We start from the raw sequence: 17,045 nt of genomic DNA on the forward strand, positions 1-17,045 counted from the left end.
CGTGAGGGCCCGGAAGCCGGCCGCTGGCGGCAGAGGCCGCGGCAGGCGCTAGCGGAGGCAGGACATGGGCACGTAGCCCGTGGTCCCGCGGTACTTCACCTTGCGCCAGTGCGGTGAGGAGTCTCCGCCGCACATGCCGTAAAAGTCGCCGACGACCGCCCCGTTGGTGGCGCAGCCCTTGGTCTTCTTGTACCAGAGACGCAGGGCCGTGGCGTTCGTCCTCGGCTTCTTGCGGATCTTCACATTGGTAATGGCCTTGCTCTCCGAGTAGGGCCCGCTGCAGCTGGCCGCTGCCGTCCCGACCGAAGCCTGCCGGGGCGCGTCAATGCCCGGCGATGCCGTTGCGTTGGTGGTGCCGAACATCGCCAGAGCTGCGACGACCACCGGGAGCACGAGACGCTTCTTCAATCTGGCCTTCCCCCTTGAACTGGTGCACTTGGGACTTCGTGTGCGGCACGTGCCGAGGGAAGGCGTGGCCGTTCCCCCGTTCGCCCGCACGTTGCGGGTGGGAACATACCAGACGGCATGTCGCTCCGCCGGGGCGGGCTGCGGGGCGCTGCCGGAGAGCGGCGCGCTCAAGCCGCGTGACCACCTCGGCCCTGAACTACGCGGCGGAGCGCAGGTGTTCGTGCGCCCACTGCTCGAAGGTGGTCAGTTCGATGCCCAACTCGCGAGCGAAGCGGGGGCGGGCCGGCTGGCCGACCTTGTCCATGAAGGCATGGCTGGCGCCCATGTCCGGCATACCTGCGGCGCGCGCCTGTTCCTCGGTCATGTCCGGTGCCGTCAACGGGACTTCCAGCGCGCGGGAGAGGATCTCGGCGATCTGCGTCATGGTCAGGTAGTCGCCGGCCAGTTCCAGTTCCACCCGGTGGTACCGGTCCGGAGCCGCGAAGGCGGCGGCTGCGGCCCGGCCCACGTCCTGTGCGGCCACCAGCGCCAGGTGCGTCCGCGGTTTGACGACGGTGACCAGACCGCCCTCGACTCCGCGGGGGAAATAGAAGCGCATGGACGGTTCGAGGTTCTCCATGAAGAACGACGGCTTGATCAACGTCCACCGGGGGAAGTCCAGTTCACGGAGGCGGTCCTGGATGGCCGCCTTGGTGCCCAAGGGCTCTTCCAGCATCGGCCAGCGCCCTTCGGCCCATCCGGGAGCGCTGGTGTGCTGGCCCACGCCGCTGGTCGAGGACTGCACGAACTGCGCGACTCCGGCAGCGCGCGCGGCGGCCATCAGGTTGAACGCCTGGGTGACCTCCCCGGCGAAGTCGACTCCCTCATCGGTGAATTCGGGCATCTGCACGGAGAAGACGCCGCGTACGCCGTCCACGGCCGCCGCAAGGGTGGGCGGCTCGGTCAGGTCGCCCACGACCAGGTGCGCACCGAGCTCTTCGATCGCTCGCGCCCGTGGCGTGTGCGGGTCGCGCACGAGTGCCCGCACCGGCGTTCCCCGAGAGAGCAGGGCACGCGCGGTGGCTCCGCCCTGTCGGCCGGTGGCGCCGGTGACGAGCACGGGTATTTCGGCAGCGGTCATGAGACATCCCTCGGTCATCACGTCGACACTAAACGGCGGGGCCCGCCGTTTTGATTCGCCTACGATATGGCGGACCCCGCCAGTTATCAATGTTGGAGACAGCTCATGACCGGCCAGCGCGCGGATGCCCGCCGTAACTACGCTCGCGTCCTCGCCGTCGCCGAGGCCGAGGTCGCCGCGCACGGCGCCCACGCCTCGCTCGAGCAGATCGCCCGTACCGCGGGGGTCGGATCCGGGACCGTCCGGCGCCACTTCCCGACCCGGCGCGCACTGCTCGAAGCCGTCTTCCAGCAGCGCATCCAAGCCCTCTGCGACCTCGCGCACAGCCTCGACAAGGACAAGGACGAGGACGGGGACAGCCGCCGGGCCATGCTGACCTGGCTGCGGGAACTGCTCGACTACGCGGTCGCCGCCCGCGGCTTGGCCGACGCCCTGACCTACGTGCCCCTCGGCGACGAGGGGAGCCAGGAGGGGTCATGCGCGTCGGTCATCGAGACGGCCTGCGCCCCGCTGCTCCGCAGGGCCATCGCCGACCGGACGGTCCGTTCCGGCACCACGGTCCACGACCTCCTCACCCTGATCATCGGGATTGCCCTGGCCACCGAGAGCCAATCCGACCCGCGGCGCCAGGCGGAGCGCGCCTTCCTGCTCGCCGTGGAAGGCCTCAGCCCCACCCGCCCCGAACGTCACGACGAACCTCACGACACCGGCGAGCTCTGATCCGGCGGGAGCACGCGTGCCCTCCGACCACGGCGGCCGTCGGAGAGGAGGCGGTCGGCCGCTCAGGGCCCTTCCGGAGCCTGGGTGAGGGCCGAGACGACGGCCGCGCGGACGGCGAGCCGGTCGAGCGTGGCGATGCGGCGGACGCCCGTGCCTCCCGGGGCGCAGACCTTCTCGCGGAGGGTGGCCACCGCGTCGGTGTCCGCCCGGAGCCAGGCGGCGCTGCCGGTGATCACCTCGGTGACGAGTTCGCGCGCCAGGTCGCGGGGAATCCCCCGTACGGCGCCCGCTTCGATCATTGCGTCCGCGAGGTAGAAGACGTAGGCGGGGCCACCGCTGCTGAGAGGGCTCAGCACCTCGTGCTGGTCCTCGGCGATCCGCAGGACCCTCCCGGACCGCTCGAACAGGCCCGTGACCGCGTCGGCCTGGGAGTCCGAGCAGGACGAACCGGGGGTGAGCAGCGTCAGGCCGTGCCCGACCCGCGCGGTCAGGCTCGGCATGGCCCGGGCGGCGGCCACGCCGTGCGGCAGCAGGGCCTCCAGATCGGCGAGGGTGATGCCGTCGGCGAGGGAGACGACCACGGCCCCGTCCTGCGTCTGCCCGGCGATCTCGGCCAGCACGTCGGTGAGGTGCTCGGGCGGCACGGCCAGGACCACGAGCCGGGCGTTCGAGGCCGCCGTCGCGTTGTCGGTCGTGCCGTGCACCGCGTACGAGGCCGTCAGGGCGTCGACGTGCTCCTGGCTCCGCGCGGTGATCCACACGTCGTCCGGGTCGAGGCCTCCGGCCAGCGCTCCCGTGAGGAGCGCCTCGCCCATCGTGCCCGTTCCGAGGAACGCGACCGTGTCCCTTGCCGTGCCCATACGCATCCGCCTCGTCCGTGTCGACGCCGCTCTCCGGTGCCCGGGGCCTGTTCGCGTTCCGCTGCGAGGCCACGTCATCACCGCGACCTCAACGCGTGGCCGTGAACGGCATCTTCACCTTCCGGTTCTGCTACCGCAGCCAAGCCCCGTCTCGCATCACGACCCTGCCACGCAGTTCCGTTTCGCCGCGCCAGGCGCGCACGGTCGTCGGCGCCACGCGCAAGTAGACGTAGGGAGCCTCTTCCTGACGCGGGTCCCAGCCGAACGTGCCCGCGAACGCCTCCGCGGCCTCCTCCGGCACTTCCCGGGCGCTGTAGCACTGCGCTTCCCCTTGCAGCAGTACGACGTCGAAGGCGTCCGGCAGTGCCAGCCGCACGCGCGCCTCGTGTGCCGCGTTGCGCGCGGTCGCGGAGTGCGCGCCGGTGCACATCCACACGGCCCGGCCGTCCCACAGGAACCACAGCGGCACTTGATGCGGGCCGTTGTCGGGGTGTGCCGTCGACACCCATATGTCGCGCTCCGAGCCGAGCCGCTCCAGGGTGTCCTGCCTGCGCTCCGCCGTGGTGCGGCGAATGATCTCCGTAGCGTGCATGGACGCCGACCTTAGCCAGCGGGGAGCACCGTGCGCATGGGGCGCAGGTCCTAGGTCCGGGAGCGGACACGGCGCTCCAGGGGCAGGGTGAACGGACCCGAACCGTGCGCAAGGCCCGGGAGTCCCCCGCGCCGGGCGGCGCGGGGAACCCTCGGTTCACCTCAGCGGGACGTCACGTGCGAAGGGTCACCAGGACGAGGCCCGCGGCGGCGGCGCCGAGTGCCACGGCGGCCGCACCGTGGGAGAGCCGATGGGTGCGCAGTACGGGCAGCAGCCGGTCGGCCGCGATCCTGCCGGGGCCTGCCAGCGCCAGGCTCGTCGCCCCGACCAGGAGCAGCAACTCGAACTCGATGCCGGCCGGGCTGAAGAAGCCGTCGCCCCACTTCATCGCGATGACGTTGAGCATGATGCCGACGATGCCCGCTCCGGCGAGCGGGGTCAGCAGGCCGACGACGAGGCCGAGGCCGCACAGGACCTCGGTGAGTCCGGCGACGACCGCCATGGTCCGCGCGGCCGTGTAGCCGTTGCCCTCGAAGAACGCCGCGGTGCCGTCGAGGCCGCCGCCTCCGAACCAGCCGAAGAGCTTCTGGCTTCCGTGCGCGGCCATGGTCAGGCCGACCCCCCAGCGCAGGACCAGCAGGCCGAGGTCCTGGCCGGAGTGCGGGGGCAGGGGGCGGGAGGTGGCACCGCCGTGTGTGTCCGTGCGTGTGCTCGTGGAAAGGGACATGGCTGTCTCTCCTGTACGGGAACGTGGGCTGCGGGTGACCGCGCAGCCCGGTGACACCGACCGGCGCTGTTCGGCCTGGTCGGTCCGGGACGGGTGGAGAGGGCCCGTCTACGTTCTGCTGATCTGGATTCTGTGCAGGTCGACCGACGTGACGTCAGGGGGTGCCGCGGCGGCGAGAGCGGGGGCGTCGTCGCCGGGGCCGGACGAGACCGACGCCGGCCTGGGCACGTGCGAGCCGGGCTGGTCGGGGCTGAGCGCCAGTGCGTCGCGCGGCGACCCGGGCCGGCCTTCGTGGCAGCCGCGGTCCTCGACGCGCGCGTCCGCCCACGAGGCGGCGGCGACCACGTCGGCGCCGCGCTCGGCCGTGGGCGCGGCGGACGGGGAGCCGGCGGCCCCTTGGACGCCGACCAGCGGGACGATGCAGAGAAGGACGAGGGCGAGCAGTGCCGCACGGACGGTGTCGCCTCTGGGTCGCATCTGCCGCATCGTCATGGTGCGTGCGATGTTAAGCGGCGGCGGCCACATGCGCAGGAACGATTCAGGACACACCCTCGATGTTCCGGCCACCGCGGCTTGCGTGCGGCCGAGGAACTGCCTGCCGCACCCGTGCGCGGCCCAGCTGTCCGAAAAGCTCCGTGGCCACACCATCTTCGATTTCGACACTGCGGAAGCCCGCCACCATTCGACATTTTCCAGCCAGCGACCAATTCCGTCGGGGAGACGCCCGAGGCCCGAAATAAGCCCAGCATCCGCCGACCGCACACCCCTTTTCGGAAGGGTCACCCCGTAGAGAATGAGCCAGGAATTCATCACGCGAAACTGGCCACGCGGTGTGCGCCTCTTCCGTCACCGCACACCCAGCGATCCCACACGTTCCATGGGTTGTCATTGTCGTGCTCGACACGTGTCTGCGGGTATGGGATAGTCATTCAGATGTTTCTCATTGAACAGAATGAGGAATTACCGCGACACCATGGGTCGACCAACGTGTACGTCCAGGAAATCGAAACAATCCCTTGACGTGAAGGAGTGCGCGTTGCCCATGGTCAGGCGCCTGGTCTCGCCCGAAGGGCGCACTTGGGAAGCGGACGACATCACGGCCCGCATATCGGCCGCCGCCGAACGACTGGCACGGCGCGGCATCGGGCCCGGCTCCCGCGTGATGAAGAGCGGGGGGAATTCCCCGGAGTGGGTCGTCGAGCTGCTCGCACTCATCCATCTCGACGCCTCGGTGGTCCTGACCGATCACCGGGCGCTTCCGTCACAGCGGTCGCGCATCCAGGCCCAGGCGCAGGTGGTTCTCGAACTCGGCGACGCTATGGACAGCACGGCGGCGGCGCCTTCCACCACTTCCACTGCTTCCACCGCGCGCGCCGCGGGCGCGCCCGGCATCCCGGACCTCAGCGCCTGGGCGCGGCGCCGGGACGCCGCGATCTCGTGGTCGTCCGGCACGACCGGCAGTCCCAAGGGCATCGTCCGCTCCGGCCGCTCGATCCTGGACAACCTCGCGCTCAGCGCGGAACGCATGGGGTACCGGCCCGACGACGTGTTCCTGCCGGTTCTGCCGTACTCCCACCAGTACGGTCTGTCGCTGGTCCTGTGCTGGTGGCTGGGCGGCGGAACGCTCGTCGTCCACGGGCCGGCCACACGCCTGGACCGCGCGCTCGCGGTGGGGGTGGACCACGGCCTCTCCGTCGTCGACGCGGCCCCGTCGACGTACTACAGCCTGCTCAATCTGCTCGACCGCCGTCCCGCCCTCGCCGACGCGCTGCAGGGGGTGCGCGCCTGGTGCGTCGGCGGTGCGCCGCTGGGGCGCGCGCTGGCGGCACGGTTCCACGCCCGCACCGGCCGGCACCTGCTCGACGGGTACGGGGCCACCGAGGTGGGCAACATCGCGCTGGCTCCCCCCGAAGAACCGGTGGGGTGCGGAACTCCCCTGCCCGGCGTGGTCGTCGAGGTCCACGACGACCGGGGCCGACCGCTCCCCCACGGACAGCTGGGCGAACTCGTCGTCCGCACCGACGGTCTGATGACGGGCCATCTCGGCGACGACGGCGGGATCGTTCCGGTGCCGGGACCCGTGCACCGCACCGGCGACATCGGCCGGCTCGACGACGCCGGACGAGTCTTCCCCCTCGGGCGCAAGCACGCCGTGCACCGCGACGGCCACACGCTCTATCCCGACCACCTGTCCGAACGCGCCGAGGCGGCCGGCGCGCGGACGGAGGTCGTCGCCGTCCCCGACGAGCGCCTGGGCTGTCGGCTGGTGTTCGTGATCGCGGACCCGGCCGGCCAGGCACCCGCGCACTGGAAACGGGTGCTGCGCTCCGTGCTCGCCCGCTACGAGCAGCCCGACCACATCGTCGTGCTTCCCGCCCTGCCGCTCACGAGTACGGGCAAGCCCGACCTGGCCGTTCTGGAGAAGATCGCCATGAGCTCGCTGCACCCGCCGCACCCTACGAACGCCGACGCGCCCGCGTCCGGCCCGAGCCTGGACGCGAACGACTACCGCATCCCCTTCCCTGACCGTCTCGATGCGCTGCGCGCGGTGCGTCGGTACGTGGCCGACAACGAGGACGCGGTCCTGAGGGTCCTCACCGAGGTCTCGCCCCACCAGACCGCAGCCGCCGAGATCCGCTCGTTTCTCGCCACGCTCGACGGAGCAGAGGAGGAGATCCGCCGGGTCCGGCCCGGCCGCGTGCCCCGGACGGCGGTCTTCATGCCCTCCAATATCCCGCTGTATTCCTATGCCCTCCACATGCTCGTGGCCTCCCTCTACAGCGACGAAACAGTCTTCCGGCCGTCCTCCGAGATAAAGGGTCAGACGCAGCGTCTGCACGAGCTGCTGGCACCGGTCCACGGATTACCCATCAGGATGTCCGAACTGAGCCAGCGCAAGTTCCTGACGGGGCCGGTACGCGAGGCGGACCTCATCGTCTTCACCGGGAATTACGCCAACGCGGAGACGATCCAGGAAGGCCTGGCGGAGGACCAGCTCTTCCTCTTCTTCGGCCGGGGCATCAATCCATTCGTCATCGCCCCCGACGCCGACCTCACGCTCGCCGCGCATGACGTCACGAATATCCGGCTCTACAACTCCGGCCAGGACTGCTTCGGCCCCGACGTCGTGTTCGCCCCGCAGGGCCGCACCCGGGAATTCGTCGACCTGCTCTCCGCCGAGCTGAATTCGCTGCGCTTCGGTCAGAACAGCGACCCGACCGCCGACTACGGACCCATCTATTACGACTCGGCGCTGGTCAACTGCTCGGACTACCTGGTGCGCCACGCGCGTCACATCCGGCACGGCGGGCGCATCGACCTGCCGTCCCGCAGGATCGAACCGACCGTCCTGCTGTGGGACTTCGACGACAAGATCCCCTTGGACGAGATGTTCGCCCCGGTGTTCAACGTCGTGTCCTACCGCAGTGCGTGGCGGCTGCGGGAGCGCCTGTCGAGCCCCTACTTCAGCGAGCGGGCGCTGGGGGCGATGGTCTACGGAAGCGACCCGGAGACGGTGGACGTCCTGGCCAAGCGCCACCAGACCTGTGTCAACCGCACCTTGCTCGACGCCGAGGACGGGAACCGTCCGTTCGGCGGGCACGGGATGCGGGCCAACCACCTCTCGTACGGTGGAGAGCGGCACGCCCACCCCCTGCTCATGTCGCAGGCCGTGGCGCAGTATCTGCCGACGACCTCGCCTGTCGCGGTGGTCGGCAAGTGACCCAGGCGAACAAGACCCGGGCGGACAAGCGGTACGCGGACGCGTGGTCCGCGGTCGTCGACCTGCTGGTGGCCCACGAGGTGGACACCTGCTTCGGACTGCCCGGCGACGATCTGGAGTTGCTCCGCGCTCTCGACGCCGCCGGCGTCGACCTCGTCCCGTGCCGCGACCAGCGCAACGCGATGTACATGGCGACCGGCTACGCCCTGCAGTCGGGCAGGCTCGCCGTCTGCGCACTGGGCAAGGGGCCCGCTGTCACCCACGCGGCCACGGGACTGCTCGAGGCACGGGAGGCCGGCGCACCCGTCCTCGTCCTGGCCGCGGGCGCGCCCGAACGGCGCCGGGGCAGCGGCGGGTTCCAGGAACTCGACCAGGTCGCCGTCACGGCGCCCCTCGTGCGGTGGGCGCATCGGGTGGGGCACCCGGACCGGGTGGTCCCCGCGACGGTGACGGCGCTGACCCGGGCCGTGGGGCCACCGTCGGGACCCGTGTACCTGGAGATACCCGACGACGTCCGCACGGCGGAGGTCGTCGCCGCCGAGCCGCGTCCGGTGCTGCCCGAGTCGCTGCTCGTCCAGCCCGTTCCGGTGGCTTCGGGACCGGCGCTCGCGGCGGTCCGCGCGAGTCGGCGTCCGGTCGTGCTGGTGGGCGGCGGCCTGCGGCACCGCAACGACGACCACGTGGTCGAGCGTTTCGCGGAACGCCTCGGCGCGGCCCTCTTCACCACCGCGTCCGGCCGGGGCGCCGTCGACGAGCACCATCCGCTGTTCTGCGGTGTGGCGGGCCTCTACGCCGCGGCTCCCGCCCGTGACCTGTGGTCGTCCTGCGACCTGGTGGTGTCGCTCGCCGGGCGCCTGGAGGAGACGGTCACCGAAGGCGGCACGCCGTGGCCCCCGGTCCCGGTGGTGCAGGTCAACGTCGACCCGGGCGGCCTGTCCGCCGAGTTCCCCGGTCCACGCGTGCTCGGGGACGCCCGGCACGCCGTCCTCGGCTGGTCCCGGGCGCTGGACGGGGACCGCGTGGCCGGGCGCGCGGCGGCGACCGAGCGGTGGACGGACACGATCGCGGCGGCCCGTAAGGCCATGACGGTCGAGGTGGAGGCGGAACTGGGCCGCGCGGCGGCACTCCCGGGGATCCGCGTCGCCGAGCTGCTCGCCGCACTCGACGCCACCGCCGGCGAACAGCACGTCCTGGTGCAGGAGAACGGCTTGCAGGACATGTGGTCGTACTGCTTCCCCTTCCACGTCGGCGGCGGATCCGTGGTGCCGTCGGAGCAGACCCCCTTGGGTTTCGGCGCGGCCGCGGCCATCGGGGTCAAACGGGCCGCCGCGGCCCACGAGGTCACCGCGTTCGTCGGGGACGGCGCGTTCCTCGCGGCCCGCGCGGACATCGCCGTCACCGCCGCGGCCCACGGCGGAGTGCTGTACGTGGTGCTGTGCAACGGCGGCTACGGCTGGCTGGACGCCCAGCGCGCCGGTCTCGGCCTCGACGCGGAGCGCCACCCGTTCACCCGTCCCGGCGCGCCGCCGCCCGCGGTGGACGGGCCGGACATCCGGTGTCGGGTGCTGCGCGACAAGGCCGCGCTGACCGACGAGATCGTCGCCGCACGCCGGTTCTGCGCGGCGGGAGGCACGGCCGTGCTCATGGTGCCCGTCTCCCCCGACGACATCCCTCCGCCCCTCCGTGACGCCGGGGTGGTCCCGCAGTGACGGACGCGAGGAGGGGCGCAGGCGCCGGGCGCGACCGGGCGGGGCGGCGGGTGATGGTCACCGGGTACGGGGCCGTGACCCCGCTGGGCCACAGCGTCGCGGAGACCTGGGCGGCGATGCTCGCCGGGCGCAGTGGCATCGACACCGTGGACGCGATCGACGTGACCGGCCTCGGAGTACGGATCGGCGGTCAGGTCCGCGGATTCGCTCCCGGCCGCTACATGCCCCCGCCGGTCGTCCGCCGTGCCGATCCCTACGCGCAGTACGCGCTGGCCGCGGCCCTGGAGGCCTGCGAGCACGCCGGGCTGGTCGTCGACGACCGCCTGGCCCCGCGGGTCGCCGTGGTCATCGGCAGTGGTTACGGGCCGGTGGGCTCGATCTACCGCGCCGCGAACATCCTGCGCGACAAAGGGCCGCGGGGCATCAGCCCGTTCACCCAGGTCACGACCGCCATGGACAGCGCCGCCGGGGAGATCAGCATGCGGCTCGGCACGCAGGGGCCGAGCCGCGCCCAGAGCACGGCGTGTGCCAGCGGCGCGGACGCGGTGGGCGCGGGGATGCGCATGATCAGCCACGGGGAGGCCGACGTCGTCCTGGTCGGCGGTGCCGACGCCTGCGTCACCACGGTCGACCTCGCGGGCAGCGGCAACGCCCGCGCGCTGTCGAGACGCAACGACGACCCGACCGCGGCCTGCCGGCCGTTCGACACGCGGCGGGACGGGTTCGTGATGAGCGAGGGCGCCGCCGTGGTGGTGCTGGAGGCCGCCGAGGTGGCCGCCGGGCGAGGGGCGAGGCCGCTGGCGGAACTCGCGGGCTACGGGGCGAGTTCGGACGCCCACCACTGGACCGCCCCGCATCCGGAGGGCCGGGGCGCCTGCCTCGCCGTCGAGGGGGCGCTGCGCGACGCGGGCATCACGGGCGCGGACGTGGACTACGTCAACGCGCACGGCACCGGGACGCTCCTGAACGACGCCACCGAGACGGCCGTCCTGCGCAAGGTGCTGGGCGAGCGCGTCACCCGTATCCCGGTCAGCTCCACCAAGTCGATGACCGGGCACATGATCGGTGCCGCCGGAGTGGTCGAGCTCGTGGCGTCGATCCAGACCCTGCGCACGGGTGACGTCCCACCGACCGTCAACTGCGACGAACCGATCGCCGCGGACATCAACTTCGTACCGCACCGGACCCAGCACCACGAGCGTCTGCGGACCGCTCTGAGCAACTCGTTCGGTTTCGGCGGTCACAACGCCGCTCTCGTGGTGCGAGCGGTATGAGGTCCCGCCCGTGACGCGCCTTCCGGAACCGACCCCCGGGACCACGGTCCTCCGCAGCGGGCCGCTGACCTGGGTGCAGCAGTGGCACTGGTTCGAGCGCACCATCCCCTCGGCACGGCGGGTGAACCCGACGCCGCTGGCCGACCACTGTCACATCCCGCCCCCGGCCACCGTCGCCGACGTCCACGCGGCGCTCGCGTCCCTCACCGCGCGGCACGAGGCGATGCGCAGCACGGTCGACCCGCTCCGCCCGGTCCAGCACGTCCACCGCGCGGACTGGGCCCCGCTGCCGATCGACCACGTCGACGTCCCGACCGCCGATACCGACACCCTGGAGGCCGCCACGGCAGCACTGGCCGCCTGCCCGATCGATCCCGAGCGCCAACCGCCCTGGCGGGCCAGGGTGCTGTGCGAGCAGGGCAGACCGCGCGCGGTCCTGATGGCCGCCCACCACGTCCTGATCGACGGATGGGGGCTCGCGGTCCTGATCGGCCAGCTGCACGACCACTTGCGCGGCACCGGCGTACCGCCCGGGCCGTCCGTCCACCCGCTCGACACGATCTCCGCCCAGCCCCCGGAACGCGCCCGTGCGGCGGAGCGCGAATGGCTCAGGCGCTTCGAGGGCAACCCCACCGGTGTGCTGGCCCCGTTCGGCGGGACCGACGGCGGCGAAGGGCGGCACCGCCTCCAGTACCGTTCGGCGCGCGCCCACGACGACCTCGCCCGCGTCGCCGGACGTCACCGGGTCAGCCCGGAGCTGGTGGTGCTCGCCGTGCTGGCCCACGACGTCGCCGCCCGCACCGGCGAACACCGGTTCCTCGCCTCCGTGGTGGTCTCCAACCGCGCCCGGTCCGCGCTGCGGCACAGCGTCGACGTGCAGGCACTGACCGTCCCGGTCCAGATCGACCTGCGCCCCGGCGCGGCCTTCGCCGAGGTGGTCGCCTCGGTCGCCACCGCCTCCGCCGCCGCCTACCGGTACGGCCGGTGGCGCCCCGCGGAACTGGTCGCCGCCCAGGCCCGCATGGACCGCCGTCGCGGTGTCCTGACCGTGCCCACCATCGAGTACAACTGCTACGCGTGGCCGCGGGACTACCTGGTCCCCGTGCCGGACGCCCCGCGGGACGGGGCCTGGATCCGCAGCGCGCCCGACGAGCCCTGCGACACGCTCTACGTCGACCTCGCCCGCGACGCGGGGGTCGTCGCCCTCGACGTCACCGTCGGCGATCACCTGCTCGACGCCGAGCAGGCCATGGCGCTGCCGGTCCGGCTGTGCGGTGTGCTGCGCGCGCTCGCCGACGGCGCCGCGTGCCGGCTGCCGGCCCGCCCGCTCGCGGCGCCCGCCCCGGGATGGTGGCGTGCCCCGCAGGGCTGGGCCCACGTGGCCACGGTCGAGGACGTGGTGCGCGGGCATCCCGGCGTACTCGACGTGACGGTGCGGCCCGGCGGGGAGAGCGCGTCGGACGGCAACGGGCGGGGTGAGGAGGCCTCGTGGGTCGGCGCCAAGACCGGCGCGGAGGCCACCGGGAGGAGTGACGGCCCGTGCCTCGTCGCGCACGCCCGTACCGCCCCCGGTGTCACCCCGGAGGACCTGCACCGCCACGTCCTGGACCATCTCGACGACGTACCGGGCGTCCTGGCCCCGCGCCGCTACGTCCTGACCCCGGCCGCCCCCGTTCCCCCCGCCGACGCAAGCACCCCGCGCATCCGGCCCCGCCCGCCCACGACCCGCGCCGAACAGGCCCTGGCGGCGGCCGTGGAGGCAGTGGGCCACGACGCTCCGCCCGGCGACGGCGTCGGCGCCCCGGATGCCGTGGACATGAACCGGTGCCTCGCCGACCACGGAGTCACCCTCGTCGCCGTCCCCCGACTGCTGGCACTGCTCGACCAGTTCGGCTTCGCCGGGATCGCGTCGGACGAGCTGGCCGGTACGGCCTCGCTCGGCCGTCTCGCCGCCGCCCTGGAGCCCTCGCCGCCCCGCGCACCCCGTGGAGGAGACACCCCGCCATGACCGCGTCCCACACCCCCGCGACGTCCGCGGACCGCCTGGCCCCGTGGGCCTTCGACGCCTTCGTCGAGGCGAACACCCACGAGACGGCCTACCGCCCGCCGGTGGTCGACGGTCCCGTCGGGCCGACCATCGTCCGCAACGGACGCGAGCTGGTGAACTTCGCCAGCATCAGCTTCCTCGACCTGGAGCGCCACCTCCCGGTGCGCCGCCACTTCACCGAGGGCGCGTACGCCCACGGTCTGAGCACCAGCGGTTCCAGGATGACCCAGGGGATCTGCCGCCCGCACCAGCTCCTGGAGGAGACGATCGCCCGCCGCACCGGCAAGGAGCGGGCCATCAGCTTCGCCACCGGGCTGCTGGCCAACATCGGGTTCGTGCACGCCATGAGCAGCTCCGCGCACTTCGACGCGGGGATCGAGGTGCGCAACCACGACACCGTCTTCGTGGTCGACCGCGACGTGCACTGGAGCATCTGGAAGGGCGTGGAGGGTCTGGGCTACGGCCGCGGGGTCCACGCGTTCCGCCACAACGACGTCTCCGACCTGGCCCGTGTCCTGGGCCGGGTGCGGGCCCGCAAGACCGTGGTGATCGCCGAGAGCGTCTATTCGGCCGACGGCACCATGGGGCCCATCGTGGAGATCCTCGACGCGTGCGACCGGCACGGCGCCATCAGCATGATCGACGATGCGAACGGCTTCATGGTCTACGGACCCGAGCACCGCCCGTACGCGCGGGAGGCGGCCGCGATCCGGGACCGGGCCGACTTCGTCATGGTGTCGCTGTCGAAGGCCATCGGCCTGGAGGGCGGGGCGATCGCCGGGCCGGCGGCGGCCATCGACGCCTTCGAACTCCTCTCCGGCACCTCGATGTTCACCGCCGCCATCCAGCCGCCCACCGCCCACGCCGCCGACCGCACGATCGAAGTCCTCGCCGCCGAGCCGGAGATCGTCGACGACTACTTGGCGCACGCGGCGCGGCTGCGCCGCCAGATGCACGAGGCCGGCACGCCGACGACACCGACGGACTCGTACATGCTCTCCGTGCCGATCGGGAACGACGCCGCCGCCCTCCAGATGCGGGAGTGGTTCGTCGAGGACGGCTTCCTCGTCCCCGTCTTCTCGTACCCGGCCGTCTCCCGCAACCAGGCGCTCCTGCGCCTGTTCCCGCACGCGGGCCACACCGAGGAGCAGATGGAGGGCTTCCTGCGCACCCTCCTCGGCTACCGGCGGCGCCTGGGCGTCTGAGCCGTCCCCCGGCCCCGACCTCCCGCGTCGCCCCACGAAGCCTTCAGCAGGCTCAGAAGTCCCAGCAGCCCTGGACAGCGGGCATGTTCCGGACGTTCCGGATGCCCTGGAAGGAGAGATCCGTGGTGGACCGCACCGGCGTCCTCGACGCCATCGCCAAGATCGTCGAGGAGGTCACCGGCGTCGACTCCGCCGAGGTGACCGCCGAGAAGTCCTTCGCCGACGACCTCGACATCGACTCCCTGTCGATGGTGGAGATCACCGTGGCGGTCGAGGACACGTTCGCGGTGAAGATGCCCGACGACCAGGTCGCGGCCTTGCGGACCGTCGGCGACGCGGTCGACCACGTCATCCGGCGTCGGTGACCGCATGGGTGTCCTCGACCGCTTCCGGCTGGACGACCGCGTCGCCGTGGTCACCGGCGCCTCCTCCGGGCTGGGTGCCGCCTTCGCCGTCGCGCTGGCCGAGGCCGGCGCCGACGTCGTGCTGGGGGCGCGGCGCGCCGAGAAGCTGGAGGAGGTGCGCGCGAGCATCGAGAAGCTCGGCCGCAGGGCCGTCGCCGTGCGGACCGACATCGCCAGGCCCACGGACTGCCGGTCGCTGGTCGACGCGGCGATGCGGGCGTTCGGGCGGGTGGACATTCTCGTCAACAACGCCGGGATCAGCGGCGAACGGCACGCGACGGAGGAGACGCCGGAGCAGTTCCGCGAGGTCGTCGACATCAATCTCAACGGCTCCTACTGGATGGCGCAGGCGGCCGGCGCGGTCATGCGGCCCGGCAGCGTCATCGTCAACGTGTCGAGCATCCTCGCGCTGGTCACCGGTGGCCTGCCGCAGGCCGCCTACTCGGCCTCGAAGGCCGGGCTCCTGGGGCTCACCCGCGATCTCGCCCAGCAGTGGACGCCCGACCGGGGCATCCGTGTGAACGCCCTCGCGCCGGGGCTCTTCGCCTCCGCAATGACCGACGGCTACGCGGAGGGGTATCTCGACGCGATGATGCCCCGGGTGCTGTCGGGCCGCGTCGGGAAGCCCGAGGAACTCGCCGCGACCCTCGTCTTCCTCGTCTCCGACGCGGCGTCCTACATCACCGGCACGACCCTGACGGTCGACGGGGGCACGCACATCGCCTGACGGCGGGTGGCGTGCCCCATCGGTCGAGCGACGCGACCCCCCACGATCTGCGAGGAGATGCGTGCATGGAGACGGCCACCGGGCGACGCGGCGATCCGCGGCTGCGCCGCCTGGTCGTGGGCCAAGGTCTCGCGGCCGTGGTCGACGCGCTGTTCCTCGTCTGGCTCACGCTCTTCGTGCTCGACGTGGCGGAACCCGGGATGACCACGGGGCTCGTCCTGGTGGCGGTGGCGCTGCCGCGAGCGGCGCTCCTGCTGCCCGCGGGGGTGCTGGTCGACCGCGTCGGTCCCGCCCGCATCACGGCCACCGCCGCCTGGCTCCGGGTCTCGGTCCTGCTCGCCCTCGGCGCTCTGGTCGCCCTCACCTCGCCCTCGGTGACGACGGTCGCGCTGCTCGCGGGGGTGCTCGGCGCCGCGGACGCCGCGTACTTGCCGGCGGCCCTGGCGTTGCTGCCCGAGGTCGTGCCGACCGACAAGCTGTCCCGCGTCAACGCGCTGGTGCAGGGCGCGGAGTCGGGTGGTGACCTGGCCGGTCCCGCCGTGGCCGCGGGCGCCATCGCCGCGGTCGGCTTCGACGCGACGCTGGGCGGGATCACGGTCCTGGCCGCGCTGGCGGCCCTCGCCTTCAGCACGCTCGTCCGCGGGAACGGCGGAAGAGGTGGGAGAGGTGGGATCGGCGGGAAAGGCGGGAAAGGCGGGATCGGCGGGAGAGAAGGCGGTCGGGATGACGAGCGTGCGGGAACCGCCACCGGTCCGAACGCCGGTTCCGGCACCGGTCGAAGCACCCTCGACGGCGACGAGCTCAGCCATGCGCGTGCCCTCGGCGCGGGCCTGCGATACGCCTGGCGGGAGCCTTTGGTACGCGCGATGCTGGCGGCCATCTCCCTGATCAACATCGCGGTGGTGGGCCCCGTGCTCGTGGGCGGCGCGGTGCTCTCCGACCAACGTCTCGGTGGCGCGGGGGCCTTGGGCGTCGTGCTCTCCGGGTTCGGTGCCGGCGCGCTGACCGGCTCCCTGCTGGCCGGGTGGCGGCCTCCTGCCCGGCGCGGCTGGACCGTGGTAGGCGGGGTCTCCGCGATCGGTGCGGGGGTGGCCGGGCTGGCCGCCGTCACCGATGTCGTCGCCGCGACGGCGGTGGTGGCGCTGGTCGGCCTCGGGTCCGCGTTCCTCGGCGTGGTCGTCGTGGCCACGCTGCAGGAACGCGTGCCGCAGCGGCTGTTGGGCCGCGTACTGAGCCTCGTCGTGCTGGCCACGGTGGCCTTCGACCCGTTCTCGTACGTGATCGCAGGCGTCCTGCTCCGCTACGGCACGACGACCCTGTTCCTGGCCTCCGGCGGCGCCGTCCTGACGTGTGCCTGCCTGGTCGCCACGAGTCCGGCGATCCGCGCGCTGCGTTGACGACGTGCCGGGAGCGCGGTGCTGCGGGTGGGCTGTGGACTAGGGGGCGTCTCTCCGATCTTCGTGGACAGGCCGCGGCGTCTGGTGCGGTGCATCGCCGTGCGGCCGGGCCGCCCTCGTACTGGTGGTACGAG

At 72.5% G+C, this 17,045-nt stretch carries 15 protein-coding genes; 9 read left to right on the forward strand and 6 right to left on the reverse strand.

Annotation, left to right across the window (positions count from 1 at the left end):
• Positions 1 to 48 precede the first annotated feature (48 nt).
• Positions 49 to 408 (reverse strand): hypothetical protein, encoded by a 360-nt coding sequence (locus tag ACFYXE_RS37890; protein ID WP_389320972.1) that lies wholly within the window; start codon positions 406 to 408, stop codon positions 49 to 51.
• A 196-nt stretch (positions 409 to 604) separates the two neighbouring features.
• Complete coding sequence (locus ACFYXE_RS37895) at positions 605 to 1,528, reverse strand: NmrA family NAD(P)-binding protein (RefSeq protein ID WP_389320975.1); 924 nt, start codon at positions 1,526 to 1,528, stop codon at positions 605 to 607.
• A 105-nt stretch (positions 1,529 to 1,633) separates the two neighbouring features.
• Between ACFYXE_RS37895 and ACFYXE_RS37900 the strand changes: the two genes are divergently transcribed.
• On the forward strand, positions 1,634 to 2,248 hold the full coding sequence (locus ACFYXE_RS37900) for a TetR/AcrR family transcriptional regulator (protein ID WP_389320978.1): 615 nt from the start codon (positions 1,634 to 1,636) through the stop codon (positions 2,246 to 2,248).
• Positions 2,249 to 2,310: 62 nt separating this feature from the next.
• Here the strand turns inward: ACFYXE_RS37900 and proC are convergent, their stop codons facing one another.
• The 4 genes from proC to ACFYXE_RS37920 all read right to left on the reverse strand — a co-directional run bounded on the left by proC (position 2,311) and on the right by ACFYXE_RS37920 (position 4,904).
• On the reverse strand, positions 2,311 to 3,108 hold the full coding sequence (gene proC, locus ACFYXE_RS37905) for a pyrroline-5-carboxylate reductase (RefSeq protein WP_389320981.1): 798 nt from the start codon (positions 3,106 to 3,108) through the stop codon (positions 2,311 to 2,313).
• 130 nt (positions 3,109 to 3,238) lie between these two features.
• Positions 3,239 to 3,700 carry a pyridoxamine 5'-phosphate oxidase family protein gene (locus tag ACFYXE_RS37910; RefSeq protein ID WP_389320984.1) on the reverse strand — a complete coding sequence of 154 codons (462 nt, stop codon included), beginning with the start codon at positions 3,698 to 3,700 and terminating at the stop codon, positions 3,239 to 3,241.
• Positions 3,701 to 3,872: 172 nt separating this feature from the next.
• Positions 3,873 to 4,427, reverse strand: a complete 555-nt coding sequence (locus tag ACFYXE_RS37915) for a DoxX family protein (RefSeq protein ID WP_389320987.1) — start codon at positions 4,425 to 4,427, stop codon at positions 3,873 to 3,875.
• A 108-nt stretch (positions 4,428 to 4,535) separates the two neighbouring features.
• On the reverse strand, positions 4,536 to 4,904 hold the full coding sequence (locus ACFYXE_RS37920; protein ID WP_389320990.1) for a hypothetical protein: 369 nt from the start codon (positions 4,902 to 4,904) through the stop codon (positions 4,536 to 4,538).
• A gap of 565 nt (positions 4,905 to 5,469) precedes the next feature.
• Between ACFYXE_RS37920 and ACFYXE_RS37925 the strand changes: the two genes are divergently transcribed.
• The 8 genes from ACFYXE_RS37925 to ACFYXE_RS37960 all read left to right on the forward strand — a co-directional run bounded on the left by ACFYXE_RS37925 (position 5,470) and on the right by ACFYXE_RS37960 (position 16,911).
• Positions 5,470 to 8,148: an aldehyde dehydrogenase family protein gene (locus tag ACFYXE_RS37925; protein ID WP_389321015.1), complete on the forward strand. Its 2,679-nt coding sequence runs from the start codon at positions 5,470 to 5,472 to the stop codon at positions 8,146 to 8,148.
• The gene (locus ACFYXE_RS37930; protein WP_389320993.1) at positions 8,145 to 9,857 is read left to right on the forward strand and encodes a thiamine pyrophosphate-binding protein; all 1,713 of its coding nucleotides are present in this window, start codon (positions 8,145 to 8,147) and stop codon (positions 9,855 to 9,857) included. The genes ACFYXE_RS37925 and ACFYXE_RS37930 overlap by 4 nt, the downstream gene beginning before the upstream one ends.
• Entirely contained in the window at positions 9,854 to 11,131 is a 1,278-nt protein-coding gene (gene fabF / locus ACFYXE_RS37935) for a beta-ketoacyl-ACP synthase II (protein ID WP_389320996.1), read from the forward strand. The genes ACFYXE_RS37930 and fabF overlap by 4 nt, the downstream gene beginning before the upstream one ends.
• Positions 11,132 to 11,141: 10 nt before the next feature.
• Positions 11,142 to 13,139: a condensation domain-containing protein gene (locus ACFYXE_RS37940; protein ID WP_389320999.1), complete on the forward strand. Its 1,998-nt coding sequence runs from the start codon at positions 11,142 to 11,144 to the stop codon at positions 13,137 to 13,139.
• Positions 13,136 to 14,383, forward strand: coding sequence for an aminotransferase class I/II-fold pyridoxal phosphate-dependent enzyme (locus ACFYXE_RS37945; RefSeq protein WP_389321002.1), 1,248 nt, complete (start codon positions 13,136 to 13,138; stop codon positions 14,381 to 14,383). The genes ACFYXE_RS37940 and ACFYXE_RS37945 overlap by 4 nt, the downstream gene beginning before the upstream one ends.
• 101 nt (positions 14,384 to 14,484) lie before the next feature.
• The gene (locus ACFYXE_RS37950; RefSeq protein WP_389321018.1) at positions 14,485 to 14,748 is read left to right on the forward strand and encodes an acyl carrier protein; all 264 of its coding nucleotides are present in this window, start codon (positions 14,485 to 14,487) and stop codon (positions 14,746 to 14,748) included.
• A 4-nt stretch (positions 14,749 to 14,752) separates the two neighbouring features.
• On the forward strand, positions 14,753 to 15,514 hold the full coding sequence (locus ACFYXE_RS37955; RefSeq protein WP_389321005.1) for an SDR family NAD(P)-dependent oxidoreductase: 762 nt from the start codon (positions 14,753 to 14,755) through the stop codon (positions 15,512 to 15,514).
• A gap of 65 nt (positions 15,515 to 15,579) precedes the next feature.
• Positions 15,580 to 16,911: an MFS transporter gene (locus ACFYXE_RS37960; RefSeq protein ID WP_389321008.1), complete on the forward strand. Its 1,332-nt coding sequence runs from the start codon at positions 15,580 to 15,582 to the stop codon at positions 16,909 to 16,911.
• Positions 16,912 to 17,045: the final 134 nt, after the last annotated feature.

This window comes from Streptomyces sp. NPDC002564 (genome assembly GCF_042889645.1).
Classification (GTDB): domain Bacteria; phylum Actinomycetota; class Actinomycetes; order Streptomycetales; family Streptomycetaceae; genus Streptomyces.